This is a genomic window from Ktedonobacter racemifer DSM 44963, from assembly GCF_000178855.1.
Classification (GTDB): Bacteria; Chloroflexota; Ktedonobacteria; order Ktedonobacterales; family Ktedonobacteraceae; genus Ktedonobacter; species Ktedonobacter racemifer.
In genome coordinates, this window is sequence record NZ_ADVG01000001.1 from 3,481,190 (window position 1) to 3,500,706 (window position 19,517).

A 19,517-nucleotide genomic window follows, 5' to 3' on the forward strand; every position below is an offset into this window, starting at 1 on the left:
CTTGCATATCTCAAGCAGATAGAGTATACTTGGATGTATGAAGTTATCGAGTTATGCCAAGAAGATTGGGATCAGTTATAACAGCGCCTGGCGTATGTGGAAACGCGGCCAGATTCCCGGCTATCAATTGCCCACCGGCACCGTGATCATTGATCCGCCAGAGCTTCGCTCGGTTCCGGTCCACGCCGTCGCTGTGTATGCTCGTGTTTCAAGCAGCGAAAACAAAGACAACCTGGAAAGGCAAGCCGAGCGGCTGGTGACCTGGTGCAATGCCCAAGGCTGGTCGGTCAGCAAAGTCGTCAAAGAGTGCGGCAGTGGCATCAACGATCAGCGGCCCAAGTTTCTGGCGCTGCTGGCAGATCCCAAAATCGGGCAGATCGTGGTTGAACACAAAGATCGCGCTTCTCGCTTTGGCGTGGCCTATATTCAGACCTTGTTGGCTATGCAAGGACGGAAACTGGTCATCGTCAACACCGCTGATACCGCCGAAGATGATCTCATGGGCGATTTTATCAGCATCATTCCCTCGTTTTGCGCTCGTCTTTATGGTCGCAGACGAGCCAAACGCAAGACGGAACAAGTGCTAGCGGCTTTGCAGCAGAATGGACCCGCCCGTGAGCAAGAAGCCCCAAAAAGCCTCGCTTGATGAGAAAAAAAAGCGCAAGCGCAAAAAGAAGACGAAGCAGACCATCACTCGAGCGGTGACCCATATCCGTCTCATTGAGGCCAATCCTGGCAAACTTGAGGCGCTCGATCAGCTTGTGGCGGTTTACTTGCCGCTGTGCCAACAGTACACCACCCTGTTTTGCGAGGCCGAGACAAGCCCGGACAAGTACCAAGAAACCGTCTTCAAAACCGATCTTTCCGACCGCTTGCATCGAGTGGCAATACAGCAAGCCGCAGGCATTGCCAAAAGCGTTCGCACGAATCGAGCGAACGCCTATCAGGCATACCTGGAAGATGTGGCTGATTACGCTCAGGCCAAGGCTCAGGCGGAAGGCCGGATGTCCGCCTTCAAACGCCGCGAACCGACCTGGACCGAATGGGATCTCCCTGTGCTGCGTGTGCCAGTCATCCAAGCCAATGTCAACGTGGTGGTGCTCGAGAAGTCGGAGGACTCCACGTTCGACTACTGGCTGCGCGTGTCCACCTTAGATGTCGGGAATCCGCTTCGAGTCCCAGTCAAACTCGCCTCCTATCACAAACGAGCACTCGAAGGCCGCACGCTCAATGCATCCACAACACTTCACAAGCGCAATGGAGTCTGGTGGCTGACGCTCTCCTTTGACGAGGACGTTCCTCTTCAAACCAAGCCTGACGCCCCTACAGTAGGCGTCGATGTGGGCATTGCCCATTTCCTCACGACCTCCACCAATAAAGCGTATGGCAGTTTTCATGGCAAGATGGCCCGACAGCACAAGCACGATCGGGAAAAGCGTCGCCGCAAGGCGAAACTGCGAGCCTGTCTGGAAAAGAAAGGCGTCCCAAAGGGCAAGCTTCCTTCGACAAGTTCTGAAACGTCGCAACGCTTGAGCCGTCACGTCAAGCAAGAGATCAACCGGGCGGTCAATGCGTTGGTCAAAGATCATCGAGATGCCAGACTCATTTATGAGGACCTCAATGTGGCCTCGATGCGCTTCAAAGCAAGGGTGATGAACAGTTATCTGTATGCTTCTCACCTGGGGCATATCCCAGAGCAGCTGGCCTGGGCCGCCGCCAAACAGGGCATGGCAGCCCACACGGTCCGAGCCGCCTATTCCTCTCAGGAATGCCCCCGCTGCCATTATGTCGATCGCGCTAATCGGCCGAACCAGAAAACCTTCAAGTGCCTGGTCTGTGGTTACGCAGACCAGGCCGACCGCAAAGCCGCACAGACGCTCGCGGGGCGCTGGGGGGATCGGAAACTGGCGGCATGTCGCTCGACCTCGGAGGTCAAGGCGCTCCTCATGACGCGGCATGAAGCGTGGAAACAGCAGAATCAGCAGAGGATCCAGGATGCCGGGCCTCCCGTCCAGTTGAGCTTCTGGGATCCCCCAGAGATGTTCCTGGAATCATCTCACGAGTGAACATCTCTCAGTAGAGAGAGGTGCATAGGATGCTCGTAGTGCATCCTCCCGCCTAGTCCGCTGTTTGGTAAACAGGCGTAGGTTAAAGTGAGAAGGATAATCATTGCAATAGATGGTTATGCTTTGATCAACTATATGTCCTATACCAACTCTTAACCTTTTGCAATCTGTCAAAAGGCGACGAGCTTCATTCACCCACGCATTGAGCTTTTCGGCATCAATTGTGCCATCTCCTCGCGTACCTGGAACAACTGTTGCTGACTGTAGGAGATAGTAAGCTGCTTTCGCAAGAAATTGCTCCTTTTCATCTATTTCACGGGTTTCTTCACCGGATGCTCGCTAGGCTGCCGAAACAACTTCCACAAAAAAAGCGGGGTCAGTAGCAAGTTGGTTGTGTAGGACCTTAAACGAGCGTTTCTCATATCTGAATAGAGGTAAGAACGCCCACTCGATTCGAGCGAGCCTATCTTCATCCACTCCCTGATGCTTTAAAACGAAAAGACAAAGCACTTTGAGGTGCTTTGTCTTTTCGTTTTGTTCTCAGCCGAGAGAACAACTTTATTCACATGGGAACGACTTTATTTTGTTTCTACAGTATTTTGTTCACCAGGAATAAAGTTCCCGACCAGGAAGCCCTCGTTAGCTCCGCTGTGCATAACGTGGGATCAATCAAAGAGACTTGAAATCTTCATATCACATCTTCACTAAACTGAATTTGAATTTTCTTATTCGTTTACATCCTATAAGTCAGTTAATAGTAGCTCTGCGGCTCGTGAAATCCCCAACTTTTTCTAGGGCCCCAGCGACCAACTTTCGCACCCTTGCAACTTTATCTGTCAAGGCTGCTATCAGTGGCTCACCCGTACATTGCGTGATGCGGGTGAGCCGATTACTGTTGGGACCTACAGCATTTTCACTCTTGCATCTATGGTTTTGCTACACTCATCAGAAATACAATAAATATTAAAATAAATATACGTTCAATCAATTATATATTTATTTTAATATATTACTTCATTTTCACTTCATGTTTAGTTCGTAGAATAGTAAGGAAGAGAGTAAACACAACGGATGTCCCTTGTCTACAGGCAGGAGGATATCGCCAGCAAACGCTTGCTCTTGAATGAGATTCGACCTTCCCTGAGTTGAAGCGAATTGGCTTGCGGACGGGCATACCCCGCTTATTCCTGATGGGCAGCTCGGGCAGATCTTGCTGCCAGAACTGGCTTCGCTGCATCACCAAGCGCATTCCATCTGAGGGAACGTCGAGCATATCTGCTTGAACACAAGGAGAAAAATGCGATGATAATCGAAACCGTGCCCGTGACGACTCGCTTACGCCACTTGTTGGCAGGTCCTGACCTTCTTCTCGCCCCAGGTGCTTACGACGCCCTCAGTGCTCGCCTGATTGCGCAGGCCGGGTTTCCGGCTGTGTATATGACGGGATTTGGAACAGCGGCCAGTGCCCTTGGGCAACCGGATGTCGGGTTGGTTACCATGAGTGAGATGGTGACCCGCGCAGGGGCGCTGACCTCGGTCCTGGGAAATCTTCCTTTGATTGCTGATGCGGATACCGGATATGGCAATCCTCTCAACATCCGCCGCACCGTGCGCGAATATGAGCGTGCAGGCGTAGCAGCCCTCCACCTGGAAGATCAAGTCTGGCCCAAAAAATGCGGACATCTGGAGGGAAAACATGTCATCCCCTTGGAGGATATGGTCCAGAAAATCCGTGCGGCGGTGGATGCCCGCGAGGATCCGGACTTCATCATTATCGGACGAACAGATGCCAACGGGGTCTGTGGTATCCACGAGGCGATCCGTAGAGCTCAGGCCTATCACGAGGCAGGGGCCGATATGCTGCAGATCGAAGCCCCAAAGTCTCGGGAAGAAATGCAACTAATCGCCGAGACGTTCCAGGGAGTTCCGCTTGTCTTCAACTGGGTCGAAAGCGGCAAGATGCCCCTCTTATCGTTGGAGGAGATCGATCAGTTGGGGTTCAAACTCGTCCTGCTCTCCGTGAGCCTGCTTTTTGCCGCGACTCACAACGTCCTGGCGTTGCTGGACCTGCTCAAGCAAGGGCAAACACCGACCGCCTTTGGCGAACACATGGTCACCTTCTCCCAGTTTACCCATCATATTGGACTCCCGGAGATTCAGGCCTTAGAACGTCGTTACGGCCTTGCCCAAGAGAGCGTTGCCAGAGAGCAGTTGCCGACCTGTAGCTAAAGGCTTTTGGCCAGATAGACGCATCAGATAGGTGGGATGCTTCCTGAGAGCGTTTCTACGGAGAAACGAGAGAGCATCCCCGCTGGCCTGGCTTTCTTCGCACCAGTTCAGCGAGCATGCCTTTTCACGAGCGTGATGAATGAGAGAAGGTGCTGATGTTCTTGTCTTTGACCTATCCACAGTATCTTAAAATGATGACGAATATGCCTATACGTCATCCGTTCAGACGGCTAGCCGTCTGGGGAGAACTGCGGCTCCCGCTACTCCTCGCCCCACTTGCAAAGGGTCGGAGCTACTTTTGCGTAAGATGTTGTACGATCCGTTGATATCGGCATGAATGAGGCGTCCATCCCTGGCACGATACCAACTGCGCGCAACACGCTTGCCTGAAAACACCGGCTTCTCAGCCGTGTTGGCTTCATACGTTGGGATGGGGTCACCGTCCAGAAAACTGGCCTTGCTGGTGTAGCTTTCTTCTTGAAGGATGACCCTGATCCCAACCAGGTGCGCTTTGTAGGTCAACTGCTCAATGAAACGAGCATGGGGAAGCTGCACAAACTGCTGGTTGTTCCTGCGTCCCATACTCACCTCTTGTTTCCACAAGGGATTCTTGCCAATCACCAACGTCCCGATGCCTTCGCTCACCAACAGATCAATGATCCGACGGCTGGCCGTGTGCAGATACGCATCCACACGGCGATTGCGCTTCGTCGTCACACGATCCAACTGGCGCGAGGTGTATCGGTTCTCATGCGCGAGGCGTTGCTGCTGCTTGGCGCGCTCTTTGTTGTTAAAACTAAGCATGAGTGTCACCACTCCTACTCGTCTTCAAAACCGTGCTTGACAGTTTCCCGTCACACGGCTCCTCAGTAACATGGCCTTTGTCGTAGGTACCGTTGGCCTTTTTCGAGTGGCGCTCGTCGTGGCAATGACGATGGAGAGCGAACTTGTTGCTCAATTCCTCTCCGCCTCCTTCACTTTTCGGGGTAATGTGATCGATCTCTATGAGGTCTTCATCTTTGAAGTACAGTCCACACCAACGGCATTTTCCCTCTTGCTTCTGTAAAAGTTTTGCTTTAACTCCGTTAAGAAGCGGGTGTTTCTTGAGTCGCTGGCTCCAGTAAAGAAGATTTCCGTCATATGGGCTGGCAGTTCCTTTCACTTTTACATGACGCCGGATGTATGTTTGTTGGTGGTTTCGTAGTTGTAGGTCGGGGGTTCGGAAGATCCATCCCTTTCCTTCATCCACTTTCCAATACTTTTGCATAATCCAGTGTCGATTTTTGTTTGGGTGCCTGCGATTCGCCCATCTTTCCAGTTGTCGAAAAAGTACCATGTCGCAGTGCTTGAATGCCCTTCTTGCACAGATGCTTCGGTAGTAGTTTGCCCATCCGTAAATGACCGGGTTCAACTCTTTAATGAGCTTTTCCTGTTTCATGCTCCGGTGCTCTGCTACCAGACGATGCGTTTCTTTCACATGGTGCGCAATCGCTTCCTTACTGGGTCTGATGAGTGTCTTGAAGCCAAGTGGTTGACCATTAGGCCGCTTTCCGGTGTGTGTTTTCCCCATCGGATACTGGCGTATGGTGAAACCAAGGAAATCAAATCCCGTTTTTCCCTGATATTCCATCAAGGTGTGCGTGATCCGTGTCTTGCTCGGCTTGAGTTCTAGTATTACAACGAGACTTTACCAACGCAGCCCCTGCAAGTGGGCAAGAAGCCGCTTCCGATGAGAGCAATAGGCGGCGTAGTTGTGGCGTTGCTGATAAGAGATCAACGTCAGGACTGCAGGCACATCCAGCACAGGTTGGGGCAAGACAACCTGCAAGAGCAAGCGTACCTGAGCGACGCTCAGTGGCAGAGAAGCATGCGCGTCCAAGCTGGGCACCTCATCTGGGGTGGGCAAGGGACGCGTAGTCGCCGGGCGCAGGATCCCCCTCTCTCTGGTTCAGGTGTTGTTGCCACCGAACCAGGAAATGATGGGCGAGAATGACCATGGTCATGTGATGGTGCCACCCGCGCCAGAATCGCAGCTCGTAGTGGTCCATGCCCAGTTCCCCCTTGCATTCGGCAAAACAGGTCTCGATGGGCCAGCGCATCCCACTCACGCGCACAAACGTGGCAAGCGGCGTCTCTGGAGGAGCATTGCTCAGATAAAATTTCCATTCCGGCTCCTCTGCCGAACCGCTCACTTTGCGCCGGATCACGACCCAGATTTCTGGGCCTGGCAGGCGATCAAGCGGCAGGATAGCGCGAAGGACGAGAAAATCGGCAACCAGCGGGCCTTTGTGTCCCTCTAGCAATCTAAACCGTTGCCAGCGCGAGGCGGGCCACTGTTTGGCCAGTTCCTCCACGGTCACTTTGGCGGGGGAGTCGGGATGCAGGCGGGCGCGTCGGGGAGCAGGTCCTTTGCGTGAAGAGACCTGAGGCCGAACCCAACTGCTCGGAAGCGCTCGCTTCGTTTGCCCGTCCGTTTCCAGGAGCGGCCAGACCTTGGTGTCTCGCGGGATCTCGGCCAGATACCACAAGCCCACCGCATCCAGCCGTTGCAGGAAAGCAGGGGAGTCGCCGTACCCTTCGTCACAGGCGACCCACTGGGCTTGGAGACGACCCGAAGCCCTGATGCCCTCGACCAGCTGCGCCGCTAACTCATGCTTCGTTTGAAAGGTGATCTCATCGGGAATCTGGCAGTCCTGCCACCGCGTTTGGTGGTCCTCAGCGAACCAGGGTTCCGGCAGGTAGAGACGCCGGTCAAGTAAGGTGGCTCCCTTGCGACTGGCATAGCCTACAAAGACGCCGGCCTGGCAATTGTCCTTTTTGCCGGTGTGCCCGCACCATTGAGGCGCCACGCCTGCTGAGTGATCCCCATGTTTGGGAAAGTCCGAGCCATCCACGATGAGCACCCCATCCGCTTCGCCGAGCGTCTCGTTCACCAAGCGCTGGTGTTCGGCCAACAGCGCGTCATCGTCCCACTTGCCCTCTCCAATGAATTGTTGGAGCGCGCGCACGTGCCGTTCTGCATGTGGTCCCACCCCTAACAGGCGCAGGGCCATCGCTTCGACATTCTTCCGGGGAACATTCGTGGTGAGCAGCCCGCGCAAGTACAGCGCCGCCCACTCGCGCTGCTCACGTCGGTAGAACAACGGAGCGAAGTGCTGGTGGTAAGCCACCAGCACTTCGGCCAGAGAAGCTACCTCTTCCGGAGTCCATTCCTGCACCGCCAATTGGCCCGTAAGAAGCGGCTGATCGGCGGTGACATCGAGCATAAAAGACATCGGATTTCACCTCCAGGAACAAACTTCCTTTCAGTATACCCTAAAAAGTCTCGTTGTAATACTAGTCCAATGCGCTGTAACCATTCCGAAAGGATTTCTTTTGCTTTTTCGACGCCTTCGAGCTTGGGATGGAAAACCACCAGATCATCGGCGTAGCGGACAAATTTGGGTCGTCCCTCCTTCCACCGGTAGGCCGCTATCAAGTCCGTTTCCATACCATGAAGCGCGATATTCATAAGTAATGGTGAGATGACTCCCCCCTGCGGGGTTCCTTTCCGGGTCTCGTCAAATATGCCATTATCAATGATTCCCGCTTTGAGCCAAGCTTTCACAAGCAGCCTTACTGCGGGATAGGTGTCGAGTTTGGCGAGAAGTGCCTGATGATCAATATGATCAAATGCTCCTTTAATATCGGCATCCAGGACATACTTTGCCTGTGTGCAGATATTGGTGTGAATGGTTTGAATTGCATCATGACAGGAACGTCCAGGGCGGAAACCAAAGCTATTGGGTTCAAATTTGGCTTCCCATTGTGGCTCTAAAGCGAACTTTACGAGGCACTGGTGCGAGCGATCTCGCATGATGGGAATCCCCAAGGGTCTTTTCTCATCCTTTCCAGGCTTGGGAATATAGATCCTTCGCACTGGTTGGGGTTTGTATTGAGACCATTGCTTGGGGTGGATTTGTTCAGCCAGAGTGAAACGCTGGGCCGGTTTGACTGATTTTACTCCGTCAATGCCTGCTGTGCGTTTTCCCTGGTTGTCTTGGGTCACTCGTCGAACCGCTAAAAGCCTTGTCGCTCTGGATTTCATCAGAAGTTTCTGTAGTTTGTGGACTGCTCTTGTGTTGCCACGGCTCTCGGCTTTGAAGATGCGCTTTTGTAGGCGGTAAACATGCTGCTCGAGCTTGCGCCAGGGCAGTTTGTTCCAACTTTCACTCTCAGGGTCAGGTGGTAGCTTGATCTTGGGTGCCTTCGTTTTCACCATACTACTCGTTTCTCTTCATTCCATGTTACCGTGCCTACGTCAGCATATCCTGGGCATTACCCCAGGCATTGGCTTTTTAGGCAATCCTTCTCGGAGGCAGCTTGCGGATGGTTTCCTGCTCATCGTATCGACCTCCAATGAGAGCGTACCTTCGAGTTACTCCGTTCCGATTATCTGTTTTGCGCTGCCGTAGGTTTGTGCTATCCACCGGGTACGCTAGTGAGTGAGGCAGGGTATCACGACACTACCCTTTCACTTTCTCCATTGTTTCGCAGATTGGTACCTTACCTTTTGGTCAAGTCTATCAGCCTGTTTGACTTGTTCAACCTAACGATGGTTCCGTTGCACATTCGCGTTATTCATTCTGTTGAATGAACTGCTAACCATAGCCGCCTGACTCGGAGATGGGTCTGCTTCAGACTAGCAGTTTCCTCTCCTGGATACCCGCTTTACGGATTGAGGACCAGTCGCTACCGTAGGGCATCGTCTTTCCGTGCTCACTTCACAGGTGAGGAATTGCACCTCACGTCAGATAATCAGTTATCAAGACATTGATCAATGTCTTGCCAGCCTTCCCCTTACTTATCCAGCAAGTTTCGGCTGAACGGATCGCACGTAGCACTGATTGAGGCTTTTGAGGGGTTTGCCACTCACCAGACGAGGCACAAAACCAGGTTTGTCGCTGGTAATGGCAGCCAGCACATTGACGCCCACATCCACGGCTGCTCGAAGCTGTGGGTTGACCGCAGCCGGTTGGAGCTCCTGCTCATAGACGACCTCCACCATGTGGCCATCAGCGCGTGGAACGATGCGAACCTGCCGGATGGCTTCCCAGGTGATCTGAGTCGCAATCTCGATGGGGAGTCCTGATGGGACCAGCTTGCCCGTGCGCTTGAATACCCTCTTGCCCAGGGCTTTTTTCTCGTAGATGAGCATGAAGCGGCCCTTGGCCTTGTCTTGATAGCCAGGAATCTTGGGGCGTCCGGTGAAGGCAGAGGGGTCTTCGCGGTAGGCGTCCATCACGCGCAAAAAAGCTGACCCAATTGTGGTGGAGCTGAATGAGGATGGCATTACTGACTTTGCGAGGGAGGGCACAATAGGCCTCGTGGTGTTTCAAGCGATGAAAGATGGCGGCGTAGGGCAGATAGGTTTCCTCGTGAATGAAGGCTTGCCGGACGAGGTAATTGGCCTGATTATAGAGGTTTTTGGAGGCAAAGGCCGCCTGATCAATGATGGCAAAGCATGCATCATGGCGACGAATGAGATGTCGTTCGACCAACTGCACCTGGTGCCTTCTCCTTTTCCAACAACACGTCCTTCGTGTCGGTGAACCTCTCGCTTGGCGTTTCATACAAGAACATTCTTTCTAACAAAACTCTACCAGAGATGCCTCCATTTGTCAATATCTCTAGCATGATTCCTTGGAAACGTTTATCACACCTGTTTTTCCTGTTCGGTGCGGCGGTCCTTGGGGGCGCACTCAATGCGGTCGCAGGAGGAGGCAGTTTTGTTGGGTTTCCTTCCCTGCTGTTCACTGGCCTGCCCCCCATTCAGGCAAATGCTACGAATACGATTGCCTTGTGGCCGGGGTCCCTAGCGAGCGTCGGGGCATATTGGCGCGAACTCGCTCAGCAGAAGCGCGGCTTCCTCCTGCTGCTGGTAGGGAGCAGCCTGGTCGGGGGAATGCTGGGTTCGCTGCTTCTGCTTCGAACACCGCAAGAAACGCTTTTCAATTTGATACCCTACTTGCTCCTGGGAACGACTGTGCTCTTCGCCTGTCGGACCCTTCTGACGACCAGATTGCGCTGGCTCGTCCGGGAGAACAAGCCGCCTTCGGTTCCGACACTGGCGGGAGGAGCACTCGCACAACTGGCGATTGCCCTCTATGGAGGATACTTTGGCGGAGGCCTTGGGATTCTCCTGCTCGCCATCCTTGCCATCATGGGGATGGAAAATGTCCATCAGATGAACTCCCTCAAAACATTGCTGACCAGTTGCATCAATGGAGTGGCAGTGGTCACCTTTCTGTGCGCAGGGACGATAGCCTGGCCGCAGGCCATCGTAATGATCAGTGGGGCGATTCTTGGTGGCTATGGTGGAGCTTTCTATGGCCGCAAGATTGAGCAACGGTGGGTGCGCCTCCTGGTGATCCTGGTAGGCTTCAGCCTGACACTGTACTTTTTTGTCCTCCAGAAGGTCCGTGGATAACGGCGGTGACTCCCCGCATGTGCGATGCCATACGCTACGCTTTCTGCGCAGAGGTGTGGCATCCACGAGCAGACGGTAAGAGGAACCGACACTTTGCGCCATTTCGTGTGAACGACAGGTGTGGGCGAATGAGCGTCTCTTTTCCCAGACCAGTTCCCAGTTAAACCTGATTCTTTGCGATTCCAGGACAGGGCAACCTTTGGGAAAATGTTGGTTGACGCTCCTCATTCTCTCTCATCCGCGACGCATTGCCGCTTTTTACTTGACCCTCGATCCATCCAATTATCGTTCTTGCCTGGCAGTCCTACGTTTAGCTATAGACGCCTACCAACGGCGACCACTATCGATGGTGGCCTGGAGTTTACCAGCGTGTACTTTAAGCAACTGCTGGCTCTTTATCGCGTGCGTAAACAGCGGCCAATCATTTGACAAATGGATTCGTGTTTCCCTTCTCATCTCAATCGAGAGAACGACTTTATTTCCTTTCTACAAATGTTTGGCATTTACGCTTATAGATATCCTCTCGGAGGACAATCCAGTTCTCCGAGAGGATATCTACTTTGGAGCAAACTAACTAATAGCTACTGGGGAGTCGGCAACTTTATTCCCCGTGGACAGTAACTTTTACGCGAAACCCGCCTATTCCACGGTGACGGATTTGGCCAGGTTGCGAGGCTGGTCGACGTTGCAGCCGCGGGCGACGGCGACGTGATAGGCGAAAAGCTGGAGCGGGATGCTCGCCAGCAGCGGGCTGAAGATCTCCAGGGTCGCGGGGACGTAGAGGACGTCGTGGGCATGCTGCTTGATCTTCTCGTCGCCTTCGGTGGCGACGACGATGACCTGGGCGTCGCGCGCACGTACCTCCTGGATGTTGCTCACGACCTTGTCGTAGACGTGGGAGGCGGTGGCAACGGCGACCAGGGGCGTCTCGGGATCAAGTAGGGCAATGGAGCCGTGCTTGAGTTCGCCCGCCGGGAAGCCCTCGGCATGGATATACGAGATCTCTTTGAGCTTGAGCGCGCCCTCCAGGGCCGTGGGAAAGCCAACGCCGCGCCCGATAAACATCATGCTGTGCGCTCGGGCCATCTCTTGCGCGAGCGGAGCGATGACGTCATCGGAGCTATTGGCATGCTCCATGATGCTCTGGATCTGCTCGGGCAGGCGCTCAAACGCGCTCAAAATTTCGCGCATCTGCTCAGGCTGAATATAGCCACTGAGCTGGCCCAGGTAGAGGCCAAGCTGGTAGAGCACTGCTACAGAGTTGATGAAGGACTTGGTGGCGACGACGCAGATCTCAGGACCCGCGTGCAGGTAGAGCACGGCGTCTGAGAGACGCGTGATGGCGCTGGCGACAACGTTGGTGATGGCGATCACGGTCGCACCATGCTCACGCGCCTGGCGGATACCGACAATGGTATCCAGCGTCTCGCCCGACTGTGTGACGGCAATACAGAGTGTGTCGGGTCCAACAATGGGTTCGCAGTAGCGGAACTCGGAGGCGGTAATGGCTTCAACCGGGATACGCGTCCACTTTTCGATGGCGTACTTGGCCAGCAGGCCCGCGTGATAGGATGAGCCGCAGGCCACCACGATGATGCGACGCAGGTTCTCCAGGGCGCCAGAGACACGCAACGGCTCCAGTTCGGGCAGGCGCAGCTCACCTTCATGCACCCGACCCAGGAGAGCGCGGCGCAGGGACTCTGGCTGCTCATTGATCTCTTTAATGGCGAAGTGAGGGTAGCCACCCTTCTCAGCCGCCTCGATATCCCATTCGACGGTGAGCGGCTTGCGCAGTACAATACTGCCCGCCTGGTCGGTGATGGTGACGCCGTGGGGACGCAGCTCGGCGACCTCGCCCTCTTCCAGCACGATGATGTTGCGCGTATGCTTGAGCAGGGCGGGAATGTCGGAGGCGAGGAAGTTCTCGTTCTCGCCCAGACCAACGATGAGGGGTCCACCATTGTGGCGCGCGCCTACCAGCAGGTCGGACTGCTCGCGGCTGACCACAGCGATGGCATAGGTCCCTTCGACGCGCTTGAGTGCGAGGCGCACGGCCTGGACCAGGTCATGGTTGGCCTCGCCGAGGTAGGCCTGCTCTACCAGGTGGACCAATACCTCGGTATCGGTCTCGGATTGGAAGGTGTGACCACTAGCGCTGAGCTCCTGGCGCAGGTCGGCATAGTTTTCGATGATGCCGTTGTGGACAAGCGAGAGTGTGCCAGAGCAGTCTGTATGGGGATGAGCATTACTATCATTAGGGCGTCCATGGGTGGCCCAGCGCGTATGGCCAATGCCAAGCGTGCCCTCACCTGGACGCGAACCGTTGGAGACGGATGCTACAAGATTGGCGATCTTGCCAACACGGCGATGCAGTTCAAGCTTGCCTGCCGTGGTAAGAACAGCGATACCGGCGGAATCGTAACCGCGATATTCGAGTTTACTGAGTCCTTCAAGCAATATAGTCGTAACATCGGTGCTCTCGGGCCCGACGTAGCCAATGATACCACACATGGAGGAAGGTATCCTTTCTTCATGTCGCAGAGCACGTGGGGTCATAGGCTTGCGCAGCCAGGCGGGAAGAAGGGCATAATCTCCCTTCACTTCTCCTGCATAGCTGGAAAAAGCGCATAAAACTCCAGGCCAGGAGCAGGTAAATTTCTAAGAATTTCTATGAACTTCTAAGAATTTCTAAAAAAGACTCCTGGCAATGTACTCTTGCTTGCTCACTGTGAGTATATTGTCCCCGGCGTTACCACCTGGTTTTGTCGACCCACTTCTCAGGGCTGTGATCGGCCCTGGAGGCTCCCCGCTGATGCTCCGAACAGCCTCCTCCTCGTCAACCAGGCCTCCTCCTCAAGCCTGGTCCATGCGCTACTCAATCCAGTCCAATAGTCATATTTTTCCGTAAGCCTATGCACGACTTATCTACCTATCATAAACGAAGAAGAGAATCAAAAGTCGCACATGTACCTGCTTGCGTAAGCGATATTGGATATTTGGAAGCTTACGCACCTTTAACGGAGCCTACGTGTCTCTATGTTGAGTATAACATAGGGCAAGTAACCACTGATACTTATGCCCTATCTATAGGACGTTTTTGGGATAGAAATAGTAGACATTGCGCAGAACTTGAAAAAACCAGAGAGGAGGAGTAATGTATCTACAAGAGAATTTAGGCAAAGCCCCTCAGCCAGCATCAAAAGCCCCTTCACTTTCCACTTAGCCACCCAAGACAGCCAAATTGACAGCCATTAGGGTTCATCACCCTCTTTTTCCTCACTAAAAATGGTATCCATGATGCTAGCCACTTCTTTTCTCATTGACGGCATTACATGAGAATATATATTCATGGTCATGGCAATAGAGGAATGCCCTAAAAGCTCCTGCACTACTTTGGGGTGTACTCCTTTCGCAAGCAGAATGGTTGCAGCACTATGGCGCAAATCGTGAAAACGCATCTTTGGTAGGCCCGCTTGCGCTACAATTTGATGAAACTCCTTAAGGGTCTGAGGGCTATGCATGTAGCTTCTCAGCTTACTGAGAAATACAAGCCCTTTCGGGTTCCATTCGCTTAAGGAAAGCCCCATCTCTTCAGCCTTCGCCTTTTGCTCGCTATAGTGCTGTTGTAAGGTTTGAATAACAGCTTCTGGAAGATGTATTGTTCTCTTACCAGCTCGTGTTTTAGGCTCTTTCTCAACGTAGCCCATAAAGGCAACATGGCTTACCGTATGTTTTATGAACAGCAGACGTGCATCAAAGTCAATATCACTCCACTTCAAAGCAGTGATCTCGCCACGTCTTAGCCCGGTAGTTACAGCCAGCAAGATCATCCCTTCTAACCGGTGTCCTCTGGCAATCTCAAGTAAAACTCTTGCTTGTTCTTCTGTCAGTGGCACTATCTCACGTTGAACACCTTTAGGGACGGTCACCTGACTTGCGACGTTTTTCGAAACCATCTCCCATTGAAGCGCGCTATTTAGCGAGCCTGAGAGAACTTCATGCATTAGTTTAATTGTTGGAGGTTTCGCACCATCCCTTATCTTCTTTGCATATAACTCTTGAATGTGACGAGGCGTCAAGTTTCTAATTTTAAGGTGCCCTATTTCGGGAATAATGTGTTTCTTCATTGCTGATCGATAGTGCAAGTAGGTACTCGGGGCGCGATATGGAGGTTTGCATACTGTCTCTAACCATTCAGGGAGATAATCTTTCAGAAGCGGGTTAGGGCCAGTTGCCAGTGTGCCCCGCTCTTTCTCATTTAGAGCTGCCCGTACTTTGTCCTGTACTTCCTTGCGTGTGCTGCCATAAAAGTACTTCTTCTTCCCACCCTCCAGGCGAATATAGCCTGCAAACCGCCCATCTTTGCGCGGATATACTGAGCCCTCGCCGTGGCCTCTTCGTTTTGGCATGGTCCTTGTCCCTTTCTCAAAAAGAGAAGGCTGGCACCCCGAGAGATGCCAGCCGCTAAAAGTTACGCTATCAAATCGCGTTCGCTTTGTATCCGTCGCACGATCCAGGCCTGTAGCTCTGGCAGGTAGACCCGTACCGACTTGCCAAAGCGCAAGACGGGAAGTTCTTCCCGCGCTATGAGTTCGTAGATCTTCGTTCGCCCCATGCTCAGCACAACTGCTACGGTATCAACATCTAAGAGCAAGGGTTGAAGCTGCATAGGTGGGGGGAGTGGCTCATCTTGAGCCGTTAGCGTTCTCCGTTTCATCTCACCTCGTCCTTTTCATGGCTGGCTATATTGCCTCAAAAATTTTTCCTCGGATCAGTGGGTTTGAAACCTGCAAACCTGCGAACCGCTCTACAAGCGGCTTCACAAGAATGGCAAACCTGCATGAAACCTGCGCCAAACCTGCGAACCGCTCTAGAGGCCGATTCACAAATTTTTGAAACCTGCGAACCGCTCTAGAGGCGGCTTGAGAGAAAAGACTAGATTTCCTCTGCCTGAATGCGTTCCCAGAGCTCCTGATTGCTCAGGTGGTAGTAGTACTTGAGAAAGTCAAAGAGCGAGCCGCCGCGCTGCCAGGTGTAGCAGTACCAGCAGTACCCACCAGGGACACCAGGCTCGTACACTTTGAAAGAGTCCTGGGTATCTTCGCCGCCTGTGTGGTGGTCTCCAAAGGGGCACTTGCCTACGCCTTTTTCATTCAGGGTGACATGGCGACTAATCAGCTGGTAGTAGTCCTGGCTCGCGTTCCATTCCCGAATGGGCGACGGGCCGCTGCTTCTGCCTGAGTTGGAAGGGGAAAACGATGTTGGTGTGGGTCTGTGCATGGCCGTGGCCGCTGCTGGTCTCTTCACCAGGAGAACTTCCATGCGCTGAATGGAAGTCAGCCAGGCAATGCGCTGTTCCTCAGGAGCGCTCAGTGTGACCAGTCCGGCCGCGCCACGCTCAACAAAGGGATAGCGCTGCTTACTCTTGCGATGGATACCTAGAGGGAGCCGGATCAGGGAGCCGTAGCCCTTGCCCTCGTCCTGCTTAGGGTAGAACTCCATGTCGGAGGGGCAGAAAGGCAGGAGCCAGGCGCGAGCCTGTGAAGCTGGCACTGGAAAGGTGAAGAATATCCACAGGTGGCCGCCCCGTCTGGACTGCTCGACGTAGGAGACAATCCCCTGCGTCGCCAGCTGGTCTTGTATCTGCCAGAGTCGAGCCAGGCCGTCTTCCATGTCGGCATCGATCACCACGAAACGACAGCGGCCCTCTTTGTCCATGACATAGGTACCGCACGTGTGGCGGCCAATCAGGTGGTCAAAGACTTCCGATTTGGTGAGCGGCTTGCCCACACGTCGGTACCGGCCGTTACTCAATTGGATCGCGTAGTCGTCCGTGCGACCCACGAACAGGCCCTGGTAGGTCTCCAGGTAGCTCGTGATTGCAAGCATGTTCTCTCTTTTCCTTGTATCTGGCTTGCAGGTTTGCAGGTTTGCAGGTTTGGTTCCCGTCGGTGTGACGTGTGTACAGTGCAGAAAAATACCCTCTCGCGCCGCTTCTCATGCTTTGTGAAAGGGTAGTGATGCCTCTTTTTTGCTCCTTTTGGGGAATACAAACCTGCGAAACCTGCAAACCTGCGGAATTTCTCTTTTTAGGGGGAAAAGAAAACGATGTGTGTGTTGCTTCCTCCCAACAACATCGTTTTCTTTCTTTAAAAATGCGCGGTAGCGCGTGCCTCCTTCTCGGATCAGCCGCTTTGCACACAAAAAACTTTTTTGCTATGCTCTTCGTGAGGAAACGGATGCAACTGCACAGCTCATTCTTCGGGAGCCTCTCCAGAAAAACAGGTCGCGGAGGAGCTTCAAAAGAAAAGGAGTTCCTCAGCACATCGCAGTTAAGGAGAGTAAGGATCGATGGACGATTATATAGAGAAACACCACCCACTCCACATGGAAAACCAGCAAGGTGAGGCGCAGAAAGAAGAACTGTGGCAACATGAACAGGACGTGGCAAAGCGCAGCAGTCGGCGCCGATGGCTCCTGATTGTCGCAGGAGTGGCGGCGCTTCTGCCTCTGGGAGCAATCAGGATGGCAACATCTCCAGGAGTGGAACAGGGAGTGCTGACCTCCCCTTTTCCAACGTTGCTGCAGAGCTACGCCCTCTTGACGACTGGTCCCATCGTGAGCGCTGTTTTTTGGTGGCATGTGATTGTCAACGCAGCAGAACAACCGAACTGGAAGAATGGTCTGCTGGCAGCGCTGCTGGCGGAATTCACAGCCTTTCCTCTTACCGTCATTCTCTCCATTGGCGTTCCGACTTTCTTCAGTACAGTCTTTACCCATCCAGAACATCTCCAACAAGCGCTTCCAATGCTTCTCTTTTTGAGCGTCATGAGTTTCACGGCATTACACTACGTTGGCTGGTATACCACGCTCTGTGCACTCATTTTCGGTCCGCTTCTCGGCGGGTTACAAGGGTATTTCGAGTGGAAAGCGTTTCTGGATCGGTTTGAACGAAGCTGAAGAGAAGCCAGAACCTCCTCCTAGGAGAAGCACCCGCTCTCGGGAGGAGGACATCGAATTCCGCACAACCACTTTTTTACACACGTTCGCTACTGGCCAGCTTGTTGCGCAACCTGTGGGTTATACCAGGATTCACAGCTATAAGCTTGTCGCTTCAGGCTCAGGCAAGGCGACGGACCAGTACACCGCGCCACTCCGTTTATCCGGCTCCCCTTTGACCAGGTGCAGGCCACTTTCATCAAACTGGGTGCCAACCCGGTAGGAGAGGGCCTTGCCTAGCCGCCGCTTAAAGTCGCCTTTCTGAATATCAGTCAAGTCATCTGGCAAGGCATTGTAGAGGCCTACCAGGGTGCTATCGACCTCGTCAAGCGTTGAGCCAGTCTTGATATCTTTAGCAAGCACAGACGCCAGAATCTGGTTACGGTGATAATGCGCAAGCCAGGCATGGAGAAAGGCCGCCCACTGGAGGGCGTCTTCGTCTTGTTCCTGCAGGGCCTGTGCATTGCCTAAGAAGTCCTTGACGGAGCCATACTCAAGAATGCCGCCAATAGTATTGACCCAGGCTTGGAAACTCCCCATCTTGATAGACTCGCTCATGGGTGGGTTCCCAGCATCGTACCAGGCCCTTACCAGAGTGAGCAGGGCCACGATAATTTCCCCGCGGTGGGCAGGTATCCAGGTCTCTAGATCATGCTTGAAGCCGCCACGCGTCCAGGGCTTGGCCGTGCGGGCGTCCATGCGTATCCAGTAGCACCGCCGCGGCAGGTCGCCGCCTAGCTGGATATTGTTTCCCGTCGCCATCCAGGTAGCGCACTGGGCATAGACACCGTTGCGACTCTCACCCAGGATGCGTTCCTTGACCGTGTGAGAAGTCAAGGCTGAATCAAGACTCGCAGACTGAAGCCGGGCCTTGATGTTGTCTACAGTGATGATGGTTGCACCCTCGGCCAAGGTGGAGGCGATCCGCTTACGCCACTCGTTATCATCATAGGGGGCCGTCATCATGGACGCCTTGCGCCCGGTCGCGATCAGGGCCACGGTCTCAGCTAAGAGGCTTTTGCCTGTGCCTGGTCGTGTGGCATCGATGAGAGCGAGCGGGACATGTCCATCAATGGCATGACGAATAAGAGGCGTGAGCAAGAGCGCGACGGTATTGGCATAACTGGCATCGTTCTCAAAGGGGAATTGTCCTATCACCTCTTCAATGAGGACCAGGGCACTCACAATGTCGTCATCTGTGGGATGCTCAGGGATAGGCGGGATATGCAGCATTGACACAGGCGCGTAGTAGAGCCGTGTCTGCTCGTCATAGCCAGGGGTGGTGATGAGTGTCCCATCTGAACGAATAACAGGAAATTCAATGATGCTATCAAGTGGGGGAAACGGCCAATTTCCCAGGGTCAGAATATCCTTCACCATCGCGTCAGGTGGAGGGCAATGCATGGGGCCTTTGACCGTGACCTTGACAAAGTTCATGGTCCGTGCGAGCATACCCTTTAAGGTGGTTTCCGTGAGCGCTTCAATACAAGGGGTGTCGTCTTCCTTGCGTTGGATGCGCACCAGCTGGCCGTGGCGCACATAGATGGGCGTTCGTGTGCTGACCAGGTGAGCAATGGCATCCGCTGACAGTTCACGCCAGGGGCGGTTTGAGACCAGCACCCCTGGCAACCCATCCGCTTGAAGCATCTTCGCAAATGCCGCAGCAAGTTCTTCATCCAAGTGACGTGTCTCCTCTAAGGAATTTCGTTACATGCGCTCGTGGTGCAGGGAAGGCGACGGGCGCATGTCCGTCG

General features: G+C 53.7%; 18 protein-coding genes. 7 read left to right on the forward strand and 11 right to left on the reverse strand.

The features are described 5' to 3' along the window. Positions 1-37 precede the first annotated feature (37 nt). The 3 genes from KRAC_RS14740 (at position 38) to KRAC_RS14750 (ending at position 4,295) form a co-directional block, all read left to right on the forward strand. Complete coding sequence (locus tag KRAC_RS14740; protein ID WP_007904019.1) at positions 38-646, forward strand: IS607 family transposase; 609 nt, start codon at positions 38-40, stop codon at positions 644-646. Continuing rightward, entirely contained in the window at positions 615-2,066 is a 1,452-nt protein-coding gene (locus KRAC_RS14745) for an RNA-guided endonuclease TnpB family protein (protein WP_040441717.1), read from the forward strand. The genes KRAC_RS14740 and KRAC_RS14745 overlap by 32 nt, the downstream gene beginning before the upstream one ends. Positions 2,067-3,368: 1,302 nt before the next feature. Then, a complete protein-coding gene (locus KRAC_RS14750; protein WP_007908240.1) occupies positions 3,369-4,295 on the forward strand; it encodes an isocitrate lyase/PEP mutase family protein in 927 nt (308 codons plus the stop codon). A gap of 222 nt (positions 4,296-4,517) precedes the next feature. On the opposite strand, the gene KRAC_RS14755 is transcribed toward KRAC_RS14750, so the two are convergent. From KRAC_RS14755 to KRAC_RS65910, 6 genes are all read right to left on the reverse strand, one after another. Next, on the reverse strand, positions 4,518-5,099 hold the full coding sequence (locus KRAC_RS14755) for an RNA-guided endonuclease TnpB family protein (RefSeq protein ID WP_052568233.1): 582 nt from the start codon (positions 5,097-5,099) through the stop codon (positions 4,518-4,520). Further along, entirely contained in the window at positions 5,092-5,925 is an 834-nt protein-coding gene (locus KRAC_RS14760) for a group II intron reverse transcriptase (RefSeq protein WP_244422144.1), read from the reverse strand. Before KRAC_RS14760 ends, KRAC_RS14755 begins: the two co-directional genes overlap by 8 nt. 57 nt (positions 5,926-5,982) lie before the next feature. After that, positions 5,983-6,174 (reverse strand): hypothetical protein, encoded by a 192-nt coding sequence (locus KRAC_RS14765; protein ID WP_007903703.1) that lies wholly within the window; start codon positions 6,172-6,174, stop codon positions 5,983-5,985. Between the two features lie 10 nt (positions 6,175-6,184). Beyond that, positions 6,185-7,570 carry an IS701 family transposase gene (locus KRAC_RS14770; protein ID WP_007918830.1) on the reverse strand — a complete coding sequence of 462 codons (1,386 nt, stop codon included), beginning with the start codon at positions 7,568-7,570 and terminating at the stop codon, positions 6,185-6,187. After that, on the reverse strand, positions 7,486-8,556 hold the full coding sequence (locus KRAC_RS14775; RefSeq protein WP_052568235.1) for a reverse transcriptase domain-containing protein: 1,071 nt from the start codon (positions 8,554-8,556) through the stop codon (positions 7,486-7,488). The genes KRAC_RS14770 and KRAC_RS14775 overlap by 85 nt, the downstream gene beginning before the upstream one ends. A gap of 582 nt (positions 8,557-9,138) precedes the next feature. Further along, positions 9,139-9,651 (reverse strand): hypothetical protein, encoded by a 513-nt coding sequence (locus KRAC_RS65910; protein ID WP_244422051.1) that lies wholly within the window; start codon positions 9,649-9,651, stop codon positions 9,139-9,141. Between the two features lie 10 nt (positions 9,652-9,661). Between KRAC_RS65910 and KRAC_RS75930 the strand changes: the two genes are divergently transcribed. The 3 genes from KRAC_RS75930 (at position 9,662) to KRAC_RS71220 (ending at position 11,193) form a co-directional block, all read left to right on the forward strand. Then, positions 9,662-9,886 (forward strand): hypothetical protein, encoded by a 225-nt coding sequence (locus KRAC_RS75930; protein ID WP_244422053.1) that lies wholly within the window; start codon positions 9,662-9,664, stop codon positions 9,884-9,886. Positions 9,887-9,969: 83 nt separating this feature from the next. Next, positions 9,970-10,764, forward strand: a complete 795-nt coding sequence (locus tag KRAC_RS14790; protein ID WP_052568323.1) for a sulfite exporter TauE/SafE family protein — start codon at positions 9,970-9,972, stop codon at positions 10,762-10,764. 207 nt (positions 10,765-10,971) lie between these two features. Further along, entirely contained in the window at positions 10,972-11,193 is a 222-nt protein-coding gene (locus KRAC_RS71220; RefSeq protein ID WP_157506452.1) for a hypothetical protein, read from the forward strand. Positions 11,194-11,403: 210 nt separating this feature from the next. On the opposite strand, the gene glmS is transcribed toward KRAC_RS71220, so the two are convergent. From glmS to KRAC_RS14810, 4 genes are all read right to left on the reverse strand, one after another. Next, the gene (gene glmS, locus KRAC_RS14795) at positions 11,404-13,275 is read right to left on the reverse strand and encodes a glutamine--fructose-6-phosphate transaminase (isomerizing) (RefSeq protein ID WP_007908246.1); all 1,872 of its coding nucleotides are present in this window, start codon (positions 13,273-13,275) and stop codon (positions 11,404-11,406) included. A gap of 740 nt (positions 13,276-14,015) precedes the next feature. Beyond that, positions 14,016-15,173, reverse strand: coding sequence for a tyrosine-type recombinase/integrase (locus KRAC_RS14800; RefSeq protein ID WP_007908247.1), 1,158 nt, complete (start codon positions 15,171-15,173; stop codon positions 14,016-14,018). A 62-nt stretch (positions 15,174-15,235) separates the two neighbouring features. After that, positions 15,236-15,481: an excisionase family DNA-binding protein gene (locus KRAC_RS14805; RefSeq protein ID WP_007908249.1), complete on the reverse strand. Its 246-nt coding sequence runs from the start codon at positions 15,479-15,481 to the stop codon at positions 15,236-15,238. A gap of 218 nt (positions 15,482-15,699) precedes the next feature. Beyond that, complete coding sequence (locus tag KRAC_RS14810; RefSeq protein ID WP_040442555.1) at positions 15,700-16,653, reverse strand: TOTE conflict system archaeo-eukaryotic primase domain-containing protein; 954 nt, start codon at positions 16,651-16,653, stop codon at positions 15,700-15,702. Positions 16,654-17,115: 462 nt separating this feature from the next. Between KRAC_RS14810 and KRAC_RS14815 the strand changes: the two genes are divergently transcribed. Continuing rightward, on the forward strand, positions 17,116-17,724 hold the full coding sequence (locus tag KRAC_RS14815) for a hypothetical protein (protein WP_007908251.1): 609 nt from the start codon (positions 17,116-17,118) through the stop codon (positions 17,722-17,724). A 138-nt stretch (positions 17,725-17,862) separates the two neighbouring features. Here the strand turns inward: KRAC_RS14815 and KRAC_RS14820 are convergent, their stop codons facing one another. After that, positions 17,863-19,443, reverse strand: coding sequence for a hypothetical protein (locus KRAC_RS14820; RefSeq protein ID WP_007908253.1), 1,581 nt, complete (start codon positions 19,441-19,443; stop codon positions 17,863-17,865). Positions 19,444-19,517 lie beyond the last annotated feature (74 nt).